The following is a 21292-nucleotide window of genomic DNA, read 5'->3' as shown; positions in this document are numbered from 1 at the left end:
TAATACAGTATTTGTTTAATGAGAAAGGTTTAAAATTTACTCCAAAACTTTGCCTTAGTACTAAATATATTGATTGATTGCTGTAATACTAATTTCAAGATTAGATTTGTGTTAGGTTTTGTAATTGCTGCTCTATATTTTTGTCATATCCTTCTTTAAATTTATGGGTTTGGTACCACTCTAAAGCATCTCTGTTTTTAAACCTCACAGAATTACTTAAACTAGAACTATAATTATTTAAAAGCCACGATATGCTTCTATTATTCATAAAATAGCATCCTTGTATTAAAGGAGTTAAAGGTTCTGTTTTAATACTGTCTATAGGCATATTCCATACTGTATTGATATTATACATTGGGAAATATTTTTTTAAACTTTCTAATACCTTGTTATTTGAAAATTTATCACACCCGCCAATGAAGTATTGACTAATCATTCCTGCGGGATTTTTTAGTCTAGGATGTTGCAGTAGTAACTCGACTATCTCTACATGACCATTTTGGCAAGCAATATATAAAGGTGAAGAACCATCTGCTTTAAACTTGTTTGGGTTAGCATTATTTTGTAATAATAAATTGACTATCTCTGTATATCCTTGTTCACAAGCAATATATAAAGGTGAAGAACTATCTGCTTTAAACTTGTTCGGATTAGCATTATTTTGTAATAATAAATTGACTATCTCTATGTATCCTTGTTCACAAGCAATGTATAAAGGTGAAGAACTATCTGCTTTAAGCTTGGTCGGGTCAGCATTATTTTGTAATAATAAATTGACTATCTCTGTGTATCCTTGTTCGCAAGCAACGTGTAACGGCGATGATCCATCTGGTGTAAATTGGTTTGGGTTAGCATTATTTTGTAATAATAAATTGACTATGTCTGTATGACCACCTTGACAGGCAACATATAATAGTTCACTATCTTTCCAAGATGGAATTTTTGTGATGGTTTCAATAAGGTATGGTTTATAACTCCCAAGACCTACGTATTCTTTGAAGGTTTTTTCGGTATATTTTATAATTTCATGAGTTATATCGTAATACTCAGGCTTTTCACCTAATTTTTTAGCGGTATTATTATAATCATTATTATTTAGCTTTTGTCCATCTAACGCTAAAAGATTTTCTTTCTTAATATATGACAACATATCGCTTACGTTAGTAAAGCTCTTAAGTTTATCTACTAGCTTATGACCATGGCATATACTGTTTTTATTATCTAAGATTAAATTACAAGCATACTTTTTTATACTTTGAAGCTGTAATCTTTCATACTCATTACTATAAATAACTGAACTATAATTCTGCGGGCATTTCGGGTTCATATAGATTGATATATTTAAAGCTAATGCTTGAAAGTGATTTGAACCAAAACTAAAAGCATCAAATATTTCGTCGGCTAATTTTTTGTAATTTGCATTTAGTATGGTATTAGCTTTAAAGCTATTACGTTGCATTAGATTAGCATCATAAAATAACAGATTTGCACCGTCATGACTTATTGCCACAGCATGGTTAATGTTATTTAAGAAGAAGTAAAAATGAAATTTAGACTCTACACATTTAGTGATTAAAGATTCAAAAACGTCAGTGTAGTCTAAAACCTTGCCATAGAATGGTTGGTTGTATACCTGTAACAAAGGTGAGTTTTCTGTGTAAGTTACATTAAGATTTTTATTATAAACTTTACTAACGCTATGCGTTAATTCGCTATTTACAACATACGGAGATGTTTTTAATACATTTTGGTTTACTATTTTATAATCATTATTTAAGAGTGTGTTACTAGGCTTATGGTATGCTAATAATCCATCTAAAAATGCTCTTATTGATATGATGAGTTCGTATATAATCCTAGAATTTCCAAACTTCGGGTATAAATTAGCCTGACCAACTGATTTGTGCCTAGATAATTCTTTTTCAAATAAGCATACATCATTAATAAGATCAGTTAATTTGTTATATTCTTTACCGTTAAATGACATTTGCGGCATAGTTTTACTTGTAAGTATTCGTAATCTCTCATAGAATGTAACCACATCATTAGCTAAGATGGCTTGTCCCCACATGGCAGAAAGTCCAAAGCACAATCCACTTGGAAGACCTAAAGCATCATAATAGTTACCCCATTCACAGTTTTCTGATATGTTAAGTATATTTTTTTGAAGATTATTATAATAAGTCATTTAAGCTATTTTCTCCTAAACATAATTTCTTCGATTGTATTTTTAAATAGTTTAAACTTAGTTGAAAGATAGTTTAAGAATGTAGTTTATAGATTTGTGAAACCAAATAAACTAAAAGTAACTAAAAATGGCTAGCCATTTAACTCTTTCAGGTAGGTATTATATAGAAATTTACTTGAACTTGGATACATATAAGTGAAAATATGTAGCAAAATATGACTACAATCGTGTTAATTTTTGCTAAACCTTTTAGTTTTTTATAGTGTCTGGAAGCTGCTTTAATAGCTACCCATTGGCGCATTAATTCCTGCCCTTCATAAGCATGGTACCCCACCTGGCTTCATCCAGTAGGCACATCTTTCATTAAACCAAATTTAGCACCGGCTCCTCTACCTTAGTATGATCTTTGATGCCAGCATTGCCTGCTATCATATAATTAACTACTTGTAAAACGGCTATACTAGATGTAATCCAGCAAGGATGACTAGAAGGACAAAAGTTGTTTCTAAAAGTGAGAGAATGGTTAATAAAACCTTAAAACTTTGGGTCAACCTACTAAAACAAAAAGATTTTTTTGTTAAATTCCAACAAATTGCTCTAGCTATCTTTTATGTTTACACTCTCACAATTTATTTCTAAAAGCACCGATTTTGACGGTATATCACCCCAATATCTTAGTAACTGAAGTTACTAAGTTACAAATCAACTTGAACAATAGACCTAAAAAACGTTTAAATTACTTACCCCTAATGAGGTACATTTCGGAATCAATATAAACATTAAGAATACAATCTAGCTAATAAATCACCTTAGCAAAGGCAAATGTTTGCAATAACACTTACAATTATGTCAAAATTTATTAACAATTAGTTTTCAAAGAGAAAAAATGAACTCAAAAAATCTAGACCTGAAAGAATTTGGCTTTAAAATTACGCAGCCACGCTTAGAAATACTAAAATTATTTGAAAAAAATAAAGATAAACATCTAAGTCCTGATGATGTTTTCTCTAAACTTAAAACTCAAGGTAGTAGCATTGGTATTGCAACAGTGTATAGAGTTTTAGGACAATTTGAATCAGCCGGTATAATAAATCGACTTAAGCTTGATAATGAGCAAGTGATGTATGAGCTAAACCAAGGTGACCATCATGACCATATAATCTGTATCAAATGCAATAAGATACAAGAGTTTTATAGTGAAGAAATTGAAAAGCTTCAAAAACAAATAGTTGAGTCACTAGACGCAGAAATTATAGATCACAACCTTAATATATATGTTAAATGTAAATCTTGTCGAGGAAAATAATTTTTAAACAGTACTTATGACAAATTTTAACATCTATTAATTTAACTCAACTAAATAGCTCTAATAAGAGGTCCTTTTAAAGGCAAAAGAAGAAATTTTAAAGAAATTGATGTCTAATATACAGGAAAATCTTTTATTCCTAAGCGTTATAAAACAAGGTCATAATTATAAGCTAGTTATTGAAAACTCCTGTGGGCTGATACATCAAGTCTAGACCTTTACATTTTAAGATATCTTAGGTTTATTAATCTCTTTAAAATAGCGCCTTATACACTCTTTCCAAAACACGCTCACTATCTGTTAAAAAATATAAACTACTACCGTTAGCTCCATAACCAGACAGCTTTATATTAGAAATATTAGAAGCCTTTATGACCTTATTTAGAAGTTTTGGGAGTTTATCCAAATTGTTGCCTACAATAGCTGTTAGTGAAAGATTACGCTCTATCTCTATAATTATTTCATCTAATAAATTTAAATCTTTGATTATTAGCTGCTCAAGAGGCTCTCTAATTTGGGGAATAACAAAAGAAAGAGATGTTTCTGTTAGGTTAACTATATCCGGACTGATACTATATTTTTTTAAAACCAAGAATACACTATAAACTATACTTGAAACATCATTATTAGAAAATTTTACCTTTATTAGAGATTGACTTTTTCGCTCAGTAATAGCTCTGACTATACTTTTTTTACCTTTAGGTTCATTATCAATATATGTACCTCCTCTTTCTGGGGAAAAAGTGGAGCCTACAAATACTTTTGTACCACTTCGCATCACCGGCCAAAGTGTATCAGGGTGCAGAACTTTTGCCCCAAAATTTGTTAATTCAATAGCCTCATCAAAATTTATCTTTCTTATAACTTTTGATTTAGGTATTAACCTTGGATCTACCTGATGGATTCCAACAACATCTGTCCAAATATATAACAAATCGGCTTTAACAGCTTCGGCTATAAGTGCTGCAGAATAATCACTACCTCCTCTACCTAAAACTGTTGTCTCATTTTTTTCATTAGAACCAATAAACCCTTCTAATACCACTACTTCTTCATGATCTGGCATATAAAGTTTAGTCTGATCACTAATATCTTTTAGTAACGGTTTTGCCTTTGTATAATCACTATCTGTTTTAATAATTTTCCTTGCATCGATATGTGAAGATCTTATACCATTCTTTTTCAAAGCTTGATTAAAAAGGACTGCAGAAACTCTTTCACCAAAAGATAATATTTGCGCGTGCAGTTTTAAATCTAAGGGGTAACCTTGGTATAACTTATGACAAGAAATCTCAAGTTCTTTGAATAAGAAATCTACGTTGAACCTTTCATCATTACTCACATACTCAACTATAGGATCTATAATTTGATAAAGCTCAAGGAAAAGTCCTTTATAACTATCTACATTACTCACTATAAGTTTTTCAAGTAAATTAGTTACCCCAGCTTGGGCACTTACAATGATAATTTTTATATTTTTGTTGTTATTAATTATTTCTATGCATTTTTGAATAGCTGAAACACTACCTACACTAGTTCCACCAAATTTTGCCACACTAAATCGTTTTGTCATAAAAAGTTAAAAATATTTACTAATTAAGTATTGCATTAGAATATAATATAAATGATAATGATTATCAATATTAATTGTATAAAAAAGAAATAATGAATACCTCCATACAACAAGCTATGTTAAAAGATCAAGATAATTGGGAATCTAATGCTAGAAGCTACCCAAGAAAAAATCCTTTAGTGATAGAAAAAGCTCAAGGGATCTATCTAACAGATATTGAAGGAAAAGTATATATTGATTGCTTAGCTGGAGCTGGCACCATAGCTCTTGGGCATAATGATCCTGAAATTACAGATGCCTTATCCTCGACTTTAAGTAAAAAAGTGCCAATACACACATTAGACTTGCTTACTAAAGAAAAGCATACCTTTATGAATGATCTCCTAAATACATTACCTAAATCTTACCATGGAAATACAAAAGTACAGTTTTGCAGCCCCAGTGGAGCTGATGCTGTTGAAGCTGCTATTAAACTATGTAAAACAGCAACAGGTAGAGAAACCATAATAGCTTTTCATGGCGCTTATCATGGTATGACACAAGGAACACTATCTTTAATGGGAAACCTAGGCCCAAAACAACATATTAATGGTCTAACTCCGTATGTGCATTTTTTACCTTATCCATATGCTTATCGCTGCCCTTTTGGACTAAAAGGTGAACAAAGCATTGATGTAAATATCCAAATGATTTCACGTTTATTGAAAGATCCAGAAAGTGGCATAAAAAAACCAGCTGCAATTATTTTAGAGCCAGTACAAGGCGAAGGTGGAGCTATAGCTGCGCCATCTAAATGGTTAAAAGCTATTAGAGAAATTACTAAAGAGCTAGATATTCCTCTAATTGTTGATGAAGTTCAATGTGGTATAGGTAGAACAGGCTATTTATATGCCTTTGAAAAAGCTGGTATCGAGCCTGATGTAATAGTTTTATCAAAAGCTCTAGGAGGAGGCTTACCAATATCTGTAATTCTTTACAAAGAATACTTAGACAAATGGAGTCCTGGAGCCCATACAGGAACTTTTAGAGGTAATGTGTTAGCCATGGTTGCCGGTAGCATTGTTTTAAATAGAGTTAACAAACCTGAATTTCTAGAACATGTGAAAGAAACTGGTAAATACCTACTTGATAAACTACATGAATTAAAAAATAAATATAACATCATCGGAGATGTACGAGGTTCTGGCTTAATGATTGGTGTAGAAATTGTAGATACAACATCTAAACCAGACATTATAGGAAGTTTTCCTGCAGATGGAGAAAAAGCCTTAAAAATCAAAAAAACCTGCTTCGATAAAGGCCTTATCATTGAATTAGGAGGACGCTTTGGAGCAACTCTTAGATTCCTACCTCCTCTTACCATAAAAACAAAGCAAATTGACCAAGTAATTAAAATATTAGAAAGCTCGATTAAGGAAAATATATGAGCCTAGAACTTGATAAATATTTTTTAAACAACTCGATTCAAAGTATCGACACATATACCTATAGCATGCAAAAAGCTTTGAAGATAATCTCCAATAATTTAAAAAATAATGAGATTTTTAGTGCCAAAGCAGCAAAAGATTTAGAAAAAATAGCTAACCAGTTTGATATAGATGAAAACCCTAATGATATTAGTATAATTCTTGAAGAACAGTTAAATGATATTTTTAAACATTCTTTAAACGTAAACTCTCCAAAGTCGATGGCTCATCTACACTGCCCCGTAATGGTACCATCACTAGTTGCTGAAACCTTCATATCAGCTTTAAATCAATCTATGGATTCTTGGGATCAAAGCCCTATTGCCACATACATAGAGCAACACATTATTAACTGGTTAAGCTTATTAATCTACAAAAAGAGTAATTTATCTGATGGGGTATTTACTAGTGGAGGAACACAATCGAACTTAATGGGTTTACTTTTAGCTAGAGATCATTTCTGCAAAAATACTCTTAACCATAAAGTAGCAGATAAAGGTTTGCCAGATATTGCTAACAAATTTCGCATTCTATGCACAGAAAAAACACACTTCTCCGTGCATAAGTCACTAGCCCTTTTAGGCTTAGGTAAAAACTCTATTGAGATTGTAAATACAGATGATAATTTACAACTAGATACGCAAGACTTGGTAGTTAGGATAAGTAACCTTAAAGCCCAAAACTTAACACCAATATGTATAGTTACTACTGTAGGAGATACTGATTTTGGATGTATTGATAATATTAAAGAGATAGCAGAAATTGCAAAACATAATAATATCTGGCTTCATGCTGATGCTGCTGTTGGAGGAGCTTTACTCTTGTCAGATAAGCACAAATATCGACTTGATGGTTTAGAATTAGTTGATTCAGTAACCGTTGATTTTCACAAACTCTTCTTTCAGCCTATCAGCTGCGGAGCTTTCTTTTGTAAGGATAAGTCAATATTAAAACTTCTTAGCTACCATGCTGACTACCTTAATCCAGATAAAGATGGTTTTGACACTATAAATCTAGTAGATAAATCGATACAAACTACTAGAAGGTTTGATGCTCTTAAACTCTCTATTGCCTTAAAATGTAGTGGAACAAAATTATTTTCAGAATGGATTAATCATATTATTGAAACAACAACTAAAAGTATCCAATCATTTAGCAAAGATAAAAATCTACAATTAGCTTTTCATAAAACTCAACATCTTAACAATAGCCTTAACACTATTGTTTTTAGATACTTTGATGAAAATTTAAATCAAGAAATACTAAATGCGATTAATAGCAAGATTCATAAGGCTATCTTTCATAGTGGAAACTTTGCGATTGCACAAACAAAAGTAAATATGAATACGTACTTAAAGATTACCCTTGTCAATCCTATGGTTACATTGGAATTAGTAACTGAGTGTCTTAACCAAATAAAACTATATGGCAATTTATTTAAAAATCAAATAGGAGTAAATAATGATGATTAAATATGCCAATGAAATAACCCTTAAAAATTTTCTTAACTGCTATTATCGAGAATATGATAATTATAAATTACATAAGACCTCTAATGGTAATTACTGCTTTAGCATAGAGCTGGATACTATTAAATCCAAGTTTGAGATTTCAGCAAAAGTCTCTCCGATTTTAAGATCACCATCATGGCAGCTACCTTGCTACATCATTAAGAATGAAAGAAAATCAAAGCTAGATCCTCTTGAGGCGGTATTTTTAATTACTAAAGAACTCGATAAGACTAATGATAATGAAATTATAAATAGAATATCAAATTCAGCAATAAATATAGCTAAGATATTACAAACTAGAAAACACAAACTAGATGAAGTTTTTGGCTATAAAAATCCTTTTATTACAAATGAGCAAAATCTTTTAAGAGGCCATAGATTACAACCCGATCCCAAAAGCAGAGAAGGTTTCTCAGACGCTGAATTTATTAAATACTCTCCCGAAACAAACGGACAATTGCAACTTTATTATATGTATGTTGATAAAAGCATTTTAGAAACACAATCTTTACTTGACAAAACTACAAATGAACTATTTCTAAATTTTTTAGCAGGAAATGATCTACCTAAAAAGATAAATGAGAATTATGAACTTTTTATACTCCACCCATGGCAAGCTGCGTACCTAGCTAAACAAAACGAAATTCAAAAATACAAATCAGACAATAAAATTATTGATATAGGTATTACTGGACCCTGGTTTTACCCAACAACTTCTGTCAGAACTGTATATTCCCCAGAAGCTAATATTATGCTGAAATTTTCGCTAAATATTGCTATCACAAACTCTGTAAGAGTAAATCTTGCTAAAGAGTGTAAAAGAAGCATATCTGTACATAAGCTCTATACAAACCACCTTAAGCCTATTTTAGACAATCTGTTTCCTTACTTTAACATAATTACAGACCCAGCTTATTCAGCGATAAAGATAAATAATAAAATTCTTGACCCTAGTATATGTATTATTCGTAATGCTAATTTTAATCCACAAGATGATATAGCGTGTATTGCTAGCTTGACTGAACCAAACCCATTTAACGAAAGAACTCGTATCAGCTCATTAATTCAATATTTTAGTGTTCATAATAATTCTAACACCCATGATGCAGCACTTTGCTGGTTTGAAACATACCTTTGTGTAGCTATAGCTCCTGTACTTTGGTTATATTCAAAGTATGGCATTGCTCTAGAAGCTCATCAGCAGAATTTACTAATCAAATTAGAAGATGGTTTACCAGTAGAAAGCTTTTACCGCGATAGCCAAGGATACTATTACATAAAAGACCACGAAGGATTAAGAGAAGCTGACTTTGGTGATATTAAAGATCTCTGTGAAGGTTCACAAGACTTTATCGACCACCATTTTTGTTACTATTTTATAGTTAATCAACTAATTTCTGTAATAGAAGCTATAGCCAATACTGGTTTTATTAGTGAGCTAGATCTAGTAAAAATGACTATCGACTTTTTTAAGAACTTTCCTAATAAATATCAAATTTGCGATGAATTTATAAAAAAACTTCTAAGTCTAGATCAACTACCGTTAAAAGCTAACCTTCTTACGAGACTAAATGGTCTCGATGAGTTACAGGCCCCATTAGAAAAACAATCAATCTATGTTGATACAAAAAACCCATTTAAGGAAAACTATGAAAATTTATGATGTTATTGGAATAGGGATAGGACCATTTAACTTAGGGCTATCTGCTTTATTAAATGATAAACCTATAAATAGTATTTTCTTTGAGAAAAAAGAAAGCTTCAGCTGGCATCCAGGTTTAATGATGGATTGGACAACGCTACAAGTACCATTTCTTGGAGATTTAGTAACTATGGTTGACCCGACTAATAAATTTAGTTTTTTAAATTATTTACAGCAAAAAAATCGCCTTTATAAATTCTACTTTAAAGAAAATTTCTTTATCACTAGACAAGAATATAATGATTATTGCTTGTGGGTGGCTGAGAACTGTCAATCATGTAAATTTGGTTATGAAGTTACAAATATAAAGCATACAAGAATTTCAGGGGATGAAACTTGGGTTGTCACAGTTAAAAACATTAATAATAAAGAGCAACAATACCTAACAAAAAATATTGTATTAGGTCTAGGGACAAAACCTCACCTTCCATCTTACCTTTCTGACACAGAAAATGTACACCACAGTAGTGAGTATCTCGATATAAAAGCCCAAGCATTAAAAGATCAACATATAACGTTAATAGGTTCTGGGCAAAGCGCTGGGGAGATATTCTTAGATTTAATGAAATCAAAAAATGACTCTACCCAAATTAGCTGGGTAACAAGAAGTAAAGGATTTTTCCCTATGGAATACTCCAAACTTGGTTTAGAGCACTTCTCACCTGAGTATATTGATTATTTTTATAACCTTCCACAAACTAAGAAACCTAAGCTTTTAATGGAACAAGATTTACTCTATAAAGGGATTAGTGCAGAAACCATATCTAATATTTATGAGGTTCTTTATCAAGAAACAGTTCAAAATAAAAATAATGCTGAACTTATTTCAAATAGTGAGTTACGTAATACAGATTATAATAACGATAAACTTAACTGCTTTTTTTATCATAATCAACAAAATGAAGAGTTCTTAATTAAGACAGACAGAGTTATTGCAGCAACTGGCTATAAATCAGATATTACTCACTCACTTGCAAATATAGAGAAATTTATTACCAAAGACGAAAATGGTAATCTACTTATAACTAGAGATTATAAGTTAGTAACTCAAGACACGAATCTAAATATTTTCGTGCAAAATGCTGAAATGCACACTCATGGTGTAGGAACACCTGATTTAGGCTTAGGAGCATATAGAAATGCTGTAATAGCAAATAAATTACTGCAAAAAGAGATTTACAAAATTTCATCAAAAAATATCTTTTCTACATTTGGCGTGCCAAAGAAATATTTAACCCAAAAATCCAGTATCAAAGCTGCATAAGCATGCAAAAATTAGGAGATAATTACTATGAATACTAAAATAAACTACTATAAATTAGCAAGCACACGGCTTCTAGAAAAAATAATTTCTGAATTTAGTTATGAAGGAATTTTTGCTCCAGTTCAAAACGATGCTGATCAAGAGGTCTATACCATAAAAATAACCTCAGTTATATATTATAAATTTAAAGCTACTAAAAGAATTTATGGTAATTTGATCGTTCACCAAGACTCCACCATAAGACACGAAAATGACTGTTCAGAAGTTGCCGATGATGCTATAAGGTTTATTATAGATACTTTACCTATAACTAAAATCAATCCTGTAACAACTGCTCATTTTATAAAAGAATTAAATAATACTATATATGCAGATATTGCTATCTTACAAAAAGATAAACTCTCTGCTAGTGAGATTTATAAACTCCCTTATGCTTATATAGAAGGTAATATGACAGGACATCCTTGGTTTGTTATTAACAAAGGTCGCATTGGTTTTAATTCTTCTGATCATGCCAATTATGCTCCAGAGATGCAAAAAATAATAAATTTATCGTGGATTGCGGTAAATAAAGATCTAATAACTTTCTCATGTATTTCCAATCTAAGCTATTCAAAAATAACGCAAAAAGAGATACACCCTGATATTTTAGAAAGTTTTAATAAAACTATTATGACAAATAATAAAAATCCTGATGATTACTTTGTTTTACCAGTTCATCCATGGCAATGGGAAAATGTCCTAAAACAACAATTTACCAAATACATAGCTGATGGTGAAATCATATTTCTAGGCGAATCTACAGATCAGCATTTAGCTATGCAATCTATAAGGACTCTTTCAAACATATCTCACCCAGAAAAGCACAGTATAAAGCTCCCTCTTAATATATTAAACACTGCTGTTTATAGAGGATTACCTAAAAACCAAACCATCAATGCTCCGATGCTTACAGAATGGGTTAAAACGATAGCCAAAGAAGATGACTTTCTATCTACATGTAACTTTATTTTATTAGGTGAATTGGCAAGTGCATACTGCAAACATCCTTATTACTCAGACATATCAGAATCTCCTTACTACTTTACTGAGCAACTAGGAGCAATATGGCGAGAAAGCATTCATTCTAGGCTTAAAAACAATGAAAAAGCTATAACTATGGCAGCTTTAACTTACATTGACCCTGATGGTAAAAGTGTACTATGTGAAATGATAAAAGAGTCCTCTCTTAATGTAAGTCAATGGTTAGATATATTTTTTGAGAATACTATTCCTGCTTTGCTTCACTTTTTATATAAATATGGCATGGTATTTTCACCACATGGTGAGAATAGTATATTAATTATTGAAAATAATCTTCCCGTTGGTCTGGCTATGAAAGATTTCGTTGACGATATTAATATATGTAAAAACCCAGTTGAAGAATTAGCTACATTACCACAAGAAGTAAAAGATGTCATCCCTCAAGTAGATGATGACTATTTACTGCAATTTATTCATACTGGTCTCTTTGTGGTTCATTACAGATACATATCAACAATACTTGCTGATAAGCTTAACTTTCCAGAATTATATTTCTATCAAAAACTACACGAATGTGTTGAGCGCTACCAGACTAGTAATCCAGAATTAAAAGCTCGTTTTAAACGTTTTGATTTATATAAAAAAAACTTTGAGAAACTTTGCTTAAACAGATTAAGAATATTTGAGGTTGGATATGGTGATTATTCTTCTAGACCTAAAGTTATCTCAACAGGTCAACTTGAAAATCCTCTTTACCTTGGCAAACGTTTCAAAGAAATAAATACCCAAGAGTTCTACTACAACAAAGTATCATTTAGGCCTTTTTGCCTTGAGAAAGACTTAGACACTATTCATAAATGGATGAATAAACCACATGTGGCTAAATTCTGGAATCTTGATAAGCCTAAAGAACACCTAAAGAAACATTTTTGTAACATGTTATCAAACACCAATCAAAATCTATTTATGTTGTCAATAGATGGTAGAGAAATTGCATATGCAGAAATTTACAATGCTAAAAAAGATCGAATCGCTGAATATTTTCTTGCTAATGATAATGACTACGGTTGGCATCTTTTAATAGGCCCTGAAGATGCTATTGGCAGAGGGTATTCAAAACTACTCGTTGAAGCTCTTAGTAAATATTGCTTTTCTGAATTAGGCGCTGATAAGGTGGTTTTTGAACCTGATGTTAGAGTTATACCATTTCAGAAAATAGCACCTAAAATAGGCTATAAGAACCAAGGCCAAATAAATCTGCCAGAAAAACAAGCGTATTTATTTATTTGCTCAAAAGACTCTTTTAATGTTGGGAAAGAATTATGATTGAATGTGATACAACAAAGTGGCCTATTGTTAATATGCATTTTGGTAGCTACCCAACTTATAAGGACGCTCTTGATTGGCTTGATAATTGTAGTGAAATTCTTAGAAGGCAACAAAAGTTTCTAATAATCAGCACTTTCTCTGAAAACTATCAGTTTGAACATAAAGCTAGAATAAAGCAAGCAAAGTGGTTTAAACAGGCAAAATCAGAGCTTGCCAAATGGTGCCTTGGTATGATTAGAGTTACTCAAGACCCTATTATGATAAAAAAGATCAATACTCCCGCTATGCATAAAGGCATGCCTCTTAATTGTATAGCAGTCAAAGATATCTCTTCTGCAAAAGAAAAAGCTTATCAAATACTTATAGAAGGTAACTTAATATGAAAAAACAAAGTTTTGATCTTATAGTATTATACCTAGCTCAAGCTGTTTCTTTATATTTTTGTACTTTTGGGTTACCTACTATTTTAAGGTCTGAAGGTGTTTCTCTAGAAAAAATTGGGCTTTTCAGTATTTTACTATTACCTTGGGTTATAAAATTTTTATGGGCTCCATTTGTAGATAGAAAATACATACATAAAATAGGTAGAAGAAGAAGTTGGTTTTTAATAATGCAATTTTTTACGATATTACTATTTCTAATATTTTTCATTTATAATCCTAAAGATTATACAAACTATATTTTCTTATTTGCTTTTATACTGTCGACTATTGCAGCAACTCAAGATATTGCTGTTGACGGATTTTCAATTGAACAAACTAAAGTTAAAAACTTACAATGGAGTAATTTCTATAGAGTAATTGGCACAACCTTAGGTAGTTTAGTAGGAGGTGCATCCTTAATTGCTTTATATAATATACTTGGTTGGCATGAGATAATTTTATATTTAGCTATTCTAAGCATTGGTATTTGCTTATATATGTTTTCTATCAAAGAAAAAAATGAAAATGTCCAATATCAACATAATATACCCTCTATAAAATCCTTTTTTAAAAGAACTGAAACAAGAACTCTTTTAATAATTTGCCTAAGCTACAGAGCCTGTGAAGGACTGGTAATGGGTATGCAATCATCGTTTTTGGTAGACTTGCATATTCCTTTAAGCACAATAGGTGTGGTAATGGGAACTGGTAGTGCTATTATAGGAATCTTTGGTGCTGCTGTAATTAGCTATCTATTTAATTTTTATAAGGAAACAGCATTATTAACTTTATTAGCTATAATACGCGGTTTTTGCTATTTTTCTCTTGGTTTTATTAGCTTTAGTGGAATCGACAACTCTACAATAATATTTAGTATAGTATTACTAAATATGACTTCTCGTCTTATGGAAATGATTGTTCTATATACTATATTTATGAAATTTAGTTCAAAAAACCAAGCTGGAACAGACTTTACGATCTTAATTTGTTTTGAACTTCTAATATATATATTAGGGATGTCTGTAAGTGGCTTCTTAGCTGCAAATATAGGTTATAGCATGCTTTTCACGTTAGGTGGAGCTATTTCCATCCCAGGTTTTTTAATAGCTTATTTCTTTTTAAAGAAACTAAGCTACAAACGATTGTAAGATCCTAAACTAGGAACTCTAAAACTAGTACTTATAGTTAATAAAGCCTATAAACCCTTAAATTCAAAACCGATTTTTTGTTTTTTACAATAGAGTATTCCTTCTTCGTATTTTTCATTCAGTAGGTCGCAATTGCCATAGAACATTGGAACATCATGATTGCTTTTTAACGAATCTACAATCTCTTCGATCTCCCTACTGTGTTTATTTTCAATATTATGCATACCATTTCTTATACCTTCAGTTGCTAATTTTGAGTATGAACCTAACATTCTTTTTTCAGTTACTCCCCCTAAAATTTTAATAGCTAACTCTGGTGTCAGATTTACTTTGCCATTATAAACTTTAAGGAAAAATAAGTCATCAGAACCAAACAGTCCAGCTGAACCTTTCGATAATTCAGAACTTAGAATATCAGTTTTTTTATCCTTCCTTTTATCCACAATAGATCCAAAAAGTTTATAATAAATACTATGTTCTAATTTTATAGAATATGGTTCTGATTCAGTTATCCATGGGTCTATTACAATATGCTCGTAATTCTCAAAAGCATCCTTACGTCCATTTTCAGTTCTCCAGTCTATTGATTCTTCTATTGGCACAAAACGTGTAAATGAATTATCTTCACGTTGATATTTTTTAAAACTAAGAATAGTATAATAATGGTTCATACAGTGGTTATAGGCCCAAGAAACATTAACATGGCCTTTAACAAATATCCTTCTCATTAACGCATAGCAGGCAGAAGAAAATTCTTGACACATACCTGAAGTTGTTTTACTTGGATTTTCTTCTGCAGATGTAAAAACAGCCATAGCAATTCGTAAAGGTCTAGTTGGCATCGATTGATATGACCCTTCTAAAGGAATTTTCACCTCCTTACCATAGGTAAAGAAAGTATCACGATCCATATTAAAATATGTTCTTGACATATCGAGCCTTTCCACTTAACTGTGTAAATTCACTTACATGAATCTCTGAATTCTATGCTCAAACTCGATAGCGAAATAAGGCATAGCCTCATTCCAATATTTAACAGGCATAGACCATTTTTTAGTCAAATAATCTATAGCCAAGTACAAAGATTTGAAAACAGAGTCATCTTTAGGAAATAGCTTTTTATTCTTAATGACTTTCCTAAACTGGCTATTAAGCGATTCAATCGCATTAGTAGTGTAAATAACTTTACGAATTTTTGGAGGATATTGCAAGAATACAGTTAAATTATCCCAATTATTTATCCATGACTTTGAAATTAAAGGATATTTAGTATCATATTTATTTGCAAAGTTATCAAGCTCAGATTGAGCTATTGCAATGGTATCAGCATCATATATTTTCTTTAACTCTCTAGCTACCTCTTTCTTGTCTTTATATGGCACATACTTAAGACTATTACGAATTTGATGAACGATACAAAGCTGATGCTTTGTCTCAGGGTATATAGCTTGTATAGCATCAGACATGCCTTTTAAATTATCAGTACATGCTATAAATATATCCTGTAAGCCTCTATTCTTTAATTCAGTAAAAACACTAAGCCAATATTTAGCACCTTCATTTTGACTGATCCAAAGACCTAATACATCCTTATGACCAGTTAACGATATGCCAAGAGCCACATACACAGCTTTATTAATAATATGCTTGTCTTCTCTAACTTTAACGACTATACAGTCAAAAAACACTATTGGATAAACTGACTCTAAAGGTCTATTTTGCCATGCTTTAACATCATCAATAATAGCTTCTGTAACATCACTTATAAAGCTTGTACTTATCTTTGTATCATATAACTCAAATAACTGTTGTTGGATATCTGTAGTACTCATACCTTTAGCATACAAAGATATAATTTTTTGGTCTAAGCCGTTTATCTTGGTGACTCTTTTGGGAACTATTTGAGGTTCAAAGTCACTATCTCTATCTCGTGGAACTGATATTTCCAAATTACCTGTGTCTGTAGCTAATGTCTTGTTACTATAGCCATTCCTAGCATTTGATGAATTAGTCCTTTGGTGTTTTGAATAACCAAGATGACTATTCATTTCTGCATCTAGTGCTTTTTCTAATAATCGTTTTGTTAGTTGCTTTAGCAAACCATCTTTCTCAAACATTTGATTAATATCAACACCTGAATCTATTATTTGATCTGCAATAGCTGTGTAAATATCTTCTGACTTCTTATTCTTAGACATTGTTTCTATCCTTAATATTTCGCTAGAAATAATCTAGCAGGTTAATTAAGAATTTACACATTTATTTGGAAAGTCCCGACATATCAGAATCAAACTTTTTAAGTTTTTCCTTTTCTCCTGGCATAAGTTGCTCTACGCCAAACCTTTCTCGACGATGCTCAAATATTTTGTTAAGTTGCTCCTCCTCAACTTTGCTAATTTTTCCATTTTCCTTTCGGCTTATCAAGCTATCAAGCCTATTTAAAGACTGTAAATCATCTCCAAGCATACGCTTATCACTTCCAAATTGGATACGACGAAGGTTACTGTATTTTTTTGCGTTTTGGCTCTGCTGCTCATTTAATCGCGTTGCATTTGACCAATAATACTTAACTCTCTCATATTCTTGTAATTTTTTAATCATTACAGCTTTATCTAAGTCTTTAAGTTTGGTCTTATTAACAGCCACACCTAAAATATTCTTAACCCCTTTAGCTATATGATTGGACGCTTTAATTGCAACATACTCTGCTTCACTTATTTGTATTTTTTGCATATCTAGTTTCCCCTTTAGTATTGACAATTTCCTAGTACTGGATATGTAGTCTATATGAACCGATTTGGCTCTATTTTACCGAACCAGTTTTTTCAATATTTTGGTTATGAAGATATATTATCAATTAAAAGAATTATTTCATATGTAGTAAAATTAACAGTTAATAACTATTTTTAACAGGAAGTGGTGTTATTTTTGTTTATTTTTTTGTTGGTAATTATACTAAGACTTATATAAGCTTTATTTATTAAATATAACTTCTCGCCTTATGGAGATGATAGTTCTATATACTATATTCATGAAGTTTAGCTCAAAAAACCAAGCTGGCACAGACTTTACGATCTTAATTTGTTTTGAACTTCTAATATATATTAGGAATGTCTGTAAGTGGCTTCTTAGCTGCAAATATAGGCTATAGCATGCTTTTCACGTTAGGTGGAGCTATTTCCATTCCAGGTTTTTTTAATAGCATATTTCTTTTTAAAGAAACTAAATAATCAAAAAAACCTCACACAGCATTTAAAATAATTTTTAACGCTCTTCTAAGTGGTTCTGCAGCACCCCATAGTAGCTGATCTCCAACGGTAAAAAGCTGTATGTGTTTATTTGATAAGTTTGTCTTTTTGAGCCTCCCTACAGCGATGTCTAAAGTATCGGTTACAGCTAGAGGGGTTAAATATTTAGCTGTTGCTTGTGGAGTATTTTCTATTAGTTTAACCCAGGGGTTAGCAGATGAAATAATATCTTCTAAAACTTCTATAGAACATTCTCTTTCAAGTTCAATCGTAAGAGCTTGACTATGCGCTCTAAAAACTGGTACTCGTACACAAATGCCATCTACTAATATAGGTTTATTTCTATTGAGAATTTTATTTAATTCGGCTTGAGCCTTCCATTCTTCTCTACTTTGACCATTCTCTAATTTTGAATCAATAAAAGGAATTAAGTTAAAGGCTATTGGAGCGAAATATTCTGAACAAGGAAATCCTTTTTGGTTAACAGTTTCATAAAAAGATAATTCTTTTGGATCTTTAATACTTTTAATTATCAGGTTACTTTGCTGGATCAATTCATTAATAGCTTTTGCTCCAGATCCTGATACAGCTTGATAACTCATACTAGATATAGATCTAATCAAATTAGATTTAATTAAACCATGAATTCCTAACATCATTAAACTTACAGTACAATTTCCGCCGATAAAATTTTTTATTCCTTGTTCTATAGACTCATAAATAACTTCATAATTTACAGGATCCAAAACTATGGTACTATCATCGTTCATACGTTTCTCAGAAGCTGCATCCAACCAAAAACCTTGCCAACCTTTTTGATTTAATTTATGCAATATTTTTTGGGTATACTCACTGCCTTGGCAAGTTACAATAATATCCATATCTAAGAGTTTACCTAGATCATAAGCATTTTCTATAGTTCTAGCAAGGTTATTAATCTCTGGAGCTTTTTGACCATATAAACTAGTGCTAAAAAATACGGTCTTTATAGAATTAAAATCACCTTCTTCTAACATTCTTCTTACAAGGGTTGAACCTACCATACCGCGCCAACCAATAAATCCTACCTGTTTCACATAAATCCTATTTTAAAAAAATATCTTACCATTATACAATAATGATAATCATTATCAAATAACATAGAGGGAAAATACTCTTAAAATACTAAATGCTTATATATCTCTTATTAGCCTTGGATGGTAATTTTAGATTAAATTTATGAAATTGTTTTAAACTTCGTTGCACTACAAAACCGAATCTGGGTATTAAAATTTAGTTCCAATAACCATTAACTTCAAAACGATCGATAAAATGTTGACTAAAGTGGGTCTTGTTAAGTTGTAAATTATCTAAAAACGCTTTGTATTGACCAGACTGAAAAATATAATGTAAAACATAAAAAACATTACCTTTACCGACAATTTTTTCGACTTTCTGTTCAAACCCAGTAAAGTCAGCTTTCTCATCGATATAATCATCAAGAAGCTCGCATAGCTTATCCATATCTTTTTCATCAGCTCTGTCAAAAAATTTAGCGACTTCATAATGAAATTCATACTTACTATCATGAAAAAAAGGGTAAACGTTGCCTTCCCAAGCTACTTTATAACTATCTTCAACGTAGTTACTACTTAAAATATTAAGTTTCATAAGGTCATAATAAAATTTATTTGTATTCACAGATTTCACCTATTTATTTAATTCTTCTTGGACAATTTGATTAACTTGCTTAGGGTTTGCCTTGCCTTTACTAACTTTCATAGCCTGACCGACAAAAAAACTCATAAGTTTAGTTTTACCAGCTTTAAAATCATCAGCCTGCTGCGGGTTTGCTTTGATTATCTCCCGCACCAATTCACGGATTGCTCCCTCATCTGAAACTTGTTTTAGTCCAAGATCTTCTATTATTGTCTCAATATTTCTTGGACTCTCGATGTAGCTAGACATTACCTGCTTAGCTGCCTTTTGGGAAATAGCATCCTTCTGCACAGACTCTATAATTTGACCTAAAATATCAGCTGGCAGAACAGCTGCACTAAACTCTTTTTCCAGCCTATTTAATATAGATATCAAATCAACCGTTAACCAATTATATGCAAGCTTATAATCAAACTTTTGGATAAGCTTATCATAGTAGTCCGCCAGCTCCAAATTAGAAAGTAAAAACTCAACCTCTTGGTCCCCTAAATGCTTATGGTACAACTCTTCACGCTGCTCTGGTTTTAAAGGCATCTGGCTTTTTATTTCTTCGATATATTCATCTGTTATCTTTAGTGGTAATAAATCAGGATCTGGAAAATAACGATAATCAAAAGCATCTTCTTTTGCACGCATAGAGCGAGTTTCATTAGCATCAGCATCATAAAGTCTAGTCTCTTGGATAACTAACCCGCCTGACTCCAATACTGCCACCTGACGAGCATATTCATACTCAATAGCTTTATCTATAAATCTAAATGAATTTATATTTTTTAATTCTGCTCGAGTACCAAATTCTGCTTGACCTTGTGGTCTAATAGAAAGGTTAACATCACATCTAAATGATCCTTCCTGCATATTACCATCACAGATATTCAAATGCTTAACCAATTGGTGTAATTTTTTTAGATATACTACAACCTCTTCAGCTGACCTAAAATCAGGATAGGTTACTATTTCTAAAAGAGGTGTACCTGCACGATTATAATCTAGCCCCGTTTCGCCGGCCACATAACCATGTATAGATTTACCAGCATCCTCTTCAATATGAGCTCTTTCTATACGGATAACTTTGTCACCTTTTGATGTTTGAATATCAAGTTTACCGTCTTGTACTATAGGATTATTAGACTGACTAATCTGATAGCCTTTTGGAAGATCCGGATAAAAATAATTTTTACGCGCAAAAAAGCTATCTTTTGAAATCTTTGCATCAACTGCTAAACCAAAAATTATCGCTTTACGAATAGCTTCTTTATTAACCACAGGTAAAGTTCCAGGCAATCCTAAATCTAAAAATGAAGCTTGTGAATTTTGATGCTGCCCATATTTCGTTGCAGATGATGAAAATAGCTTAGATTTAGTATTTAATTGAATATGGACTTCTAGTCCTATTACCATTTCCCAATTCACA

The 21292-nt window shown here is 31.5% G+C and carries 16 protein-coding genes and 1 pseudogene; 9 read left to right on the top strand and 8 right to left on the bottom strand.

The features are described 5' to 3' along the window. Positions 1-100 precede the first annotated feature (100 nt). Complete coding sequence (locus E3E15_RS00670) at positions 101-2188, bottom strand: ankyrin repeat domain-containing protein (protein ID WP_172106218.1); 2088 nt, start codon at positions 2186-2188, stop codon at positions 101-103. A 625-nt stretch (positions 2189-2813) separates the two neighbouring features. Between E3E15_RS00670 and E3E15_RS07980 the strand changes: the two are divergent. Together E3E15_RS07980 and E3E15_RS00665 are read left to right on the top strand one after the other, a co-directional pair. Next, positions 2814-2984, top strand: a pseudogene (locus E3E15_RS07980) (IS30 family transposase); the annotation flags it as partial. Between the two features lie 90 nt (positions 2985-3074). Then, entirely contained in the window at positions 3075-3494 is a 420-nt protein-coding gene (locus E3E15_RS00665; RefSeq protein WP_172106217.1) for a Fur family transcriptional regulator, read from the top strand. A 253-nt stretch (positions 3495-3747) separates the two neighbouring features. Here the strand turns inward: E3E15_RS00665 and E3E15_RS00660 are convergent, their stop codons facing one another. Next, positions 3748-5067 (bottom strand): aspartate kinase, encoded by a 1320-nt coding sequence (locus tag E3E15_RS00660; RefSeq protein WP_172106216.1) that lies wholly within the window; start codon positions 5065-5067, stop codon positions 3748-3750. Between the two features lie 92 nt (positions 5068-5159). Between E3E15_RS00660 and E3E15_RS00655 the strand changes: the two genes are divergently transcribed. The 7 genes from E3E15_RS00655 to E3E15_RS00625 are packed head-to-tail and all read left to right on the top strand — an operon-like array spanning position 5160 to position 14932. Then, positions 5160-6494, top strand: coding sequence for a diaminobutyrate--2-oxoglutarate transaminase (locus E3E15_RS00655; protein WP_172106215.1), 1335 nt, complete (start codon positions 5160-5162; stop codon positions 6492-6494). After that, a complete protein-coding gene (locus E3E15_RS00650) occupies positions 6491-8005 on the top strand; it encodes a pyridoxal phosphate-dependent decarboxylase family protein (RefSeq protein ID WP_172106214.1) in 1515 nt (504 codons plus the stop codon). Before E3E15_RS00655 ends, E3E15_RS00650 begins: the two co-directional genes overlap by 4 nt. After that, on the top strand, positions 7995-9707 hold the full coding sequence (locus E3E15_RS00645; RefSeq protein ID WP_245313669.1) for an IucA/IucC family protein: 1713 nt from the start codon (positions 7995-7997) through the stop codon (positions 9705-9707). The genes E3E15_RS00650 and E3E15_RS00645 overlap by 11 nt, the downstream gene beginning before the upstream one ends. Then, positions 9694-11010, top strand: coding sequence for a lysine N(6)-hydroxylase/L-ornithine N(5)-oxygenase family protein (locus tag E3E15_RS00640; RefSeq protein ID WP_172106213.1), 1317 nt, complete (start codon positions 9694-9696; stop codon positions 11008-11010). Before E3E15_RS00645 ends, E3E15_RS00640 begins: the two co-directional genes overlap by 14 nt. Positions 11011-11037: 27 nt before the next feature. Next, positions 11038-13359: a GNAT family N-acetyltransferase gene (locus E3E15_RS00635; protein WP_172106212.1), complete on the top strand. Its 2322-nt coding sequence runs from the start codon at positions 11038-11040 to the stop codon at positions 13357-13359. Further along, positions 13356-13745 (top strand): hypothetical protein, encoded by a 390-nt coding sequence (locus E3E15_RS00630; RefSeq protein ID WP_172106211.1) that lies wholly within the window; start codon positions 13356-13358, stop codon positions 13743-13745. Before E3E15_RS00635 ends, E3E15_RS00630 begins: the two co-directional genes overlap by 4 nt. Then, on the top strand, positions 13742-14932 hold the full coding sequence (locus tag E3E15_RS00625; protein WP_172106210.1) for an MFS transporter: 1191 nt from the start codon (positions 13742-13744) through the stop codon (positions 14930-14932). Before E3E15_RS00630 ends, E3E15_RS00625 begins: the two co-directional genes overlap by 4 nt. Before the next feature lie 47 nt (positions 14933-14979). On the opposite strand, the gene E3E15_RS00620 is transcribed toward E3E15_RS00625, so the two are convergent. The 6 genes from E3E15_RS00620 to gatB form a co-directional block, all read right to left on the bottom strand. Next, positions 14980-15864, bottom strand: a complete 885-nt coding sequence (locus E3E15_RS00620; RefSeq protein ID WP_172106209.1) for a hypothetical protein — start codon at positions 15862-15864, stop codon at positions 14980-14982. Positions 15865-15897: 33 nt separating this feature from the next. Beyond that, positions 15898-17130: an IS256 family transposase gene (locus tag E3E15_RS00615; protein ID WP_172106156.1), complete on the bottom strand. Its 1233-nt coding sequence runs from the start codon at positions 17128-17130 to the stop codon at positions 15898-15900. A gap of 61 nt (positions 17131-17191) precedes the next feature. Beyond that, positions 17192-17665: a hypothetical protein gene (locus tag E3E15_RS00610; RefSeq protein WP_172106208.1), complete on the bottom strand. Its 474-nt coding sequence runs from the start codon at positions 17663-17665 to the stop codon at positions 17192-17194. A gap of 508 nt (positions 17666-18173) precedes the next feature. Beyond that, positions 18174-19256 (bottom strand): aspartate-semialdehyde dehydrogenase, encoded by a 1083-nt coding sequence (gene asd, locus E3E15_RS00605; protein WP_172106207.1) that lies wholly within the window; start codon positions 19254-19256, stop codon positions 18174-18176. A gap of 196 nt (positions 19257-19452) precedes the next feature. Continuing rightward, positions 19453-19860, bottom strand: a complete 408-nt coding sequence (locus tag E3E15_RS00600) for a hypothetical protein (protein WP_172106206.1) — start codon at positions 19858-19860, stop codon at positions 19453-19455. 9 nt (positions 19861-19869) lie between these two features. After that, positions 19870-21291, bottom strand: coding sequence for an Asp-tRNA(Asn)/Glu-tRNA(Gln) amidotransferase subunit GatB (gatB, locus tag E3E15_RS00595; RefSeq protein ID WP_209451679.1), 1422 nt, complete (start codon positions 21289-21291; stop codon positions 19870-19872). Position 21292 lies beyond the last annotated feature (1 nt).

The sequence above is a fragment of the Allofrancisella frigidaquae genome (assembly GCF_012222825.1).
GTDB lineage: Bacteria > Pseudomonadota > Gammaproteobacteria > Francisellales > Francisellaceae > Francisella > Francisella frigidaquae.
The sequence above is the reverse complement of the archived record's forward strand: the minus strand, read 5'-3'. Positions and strand labels throughout refer to the sequence as shown.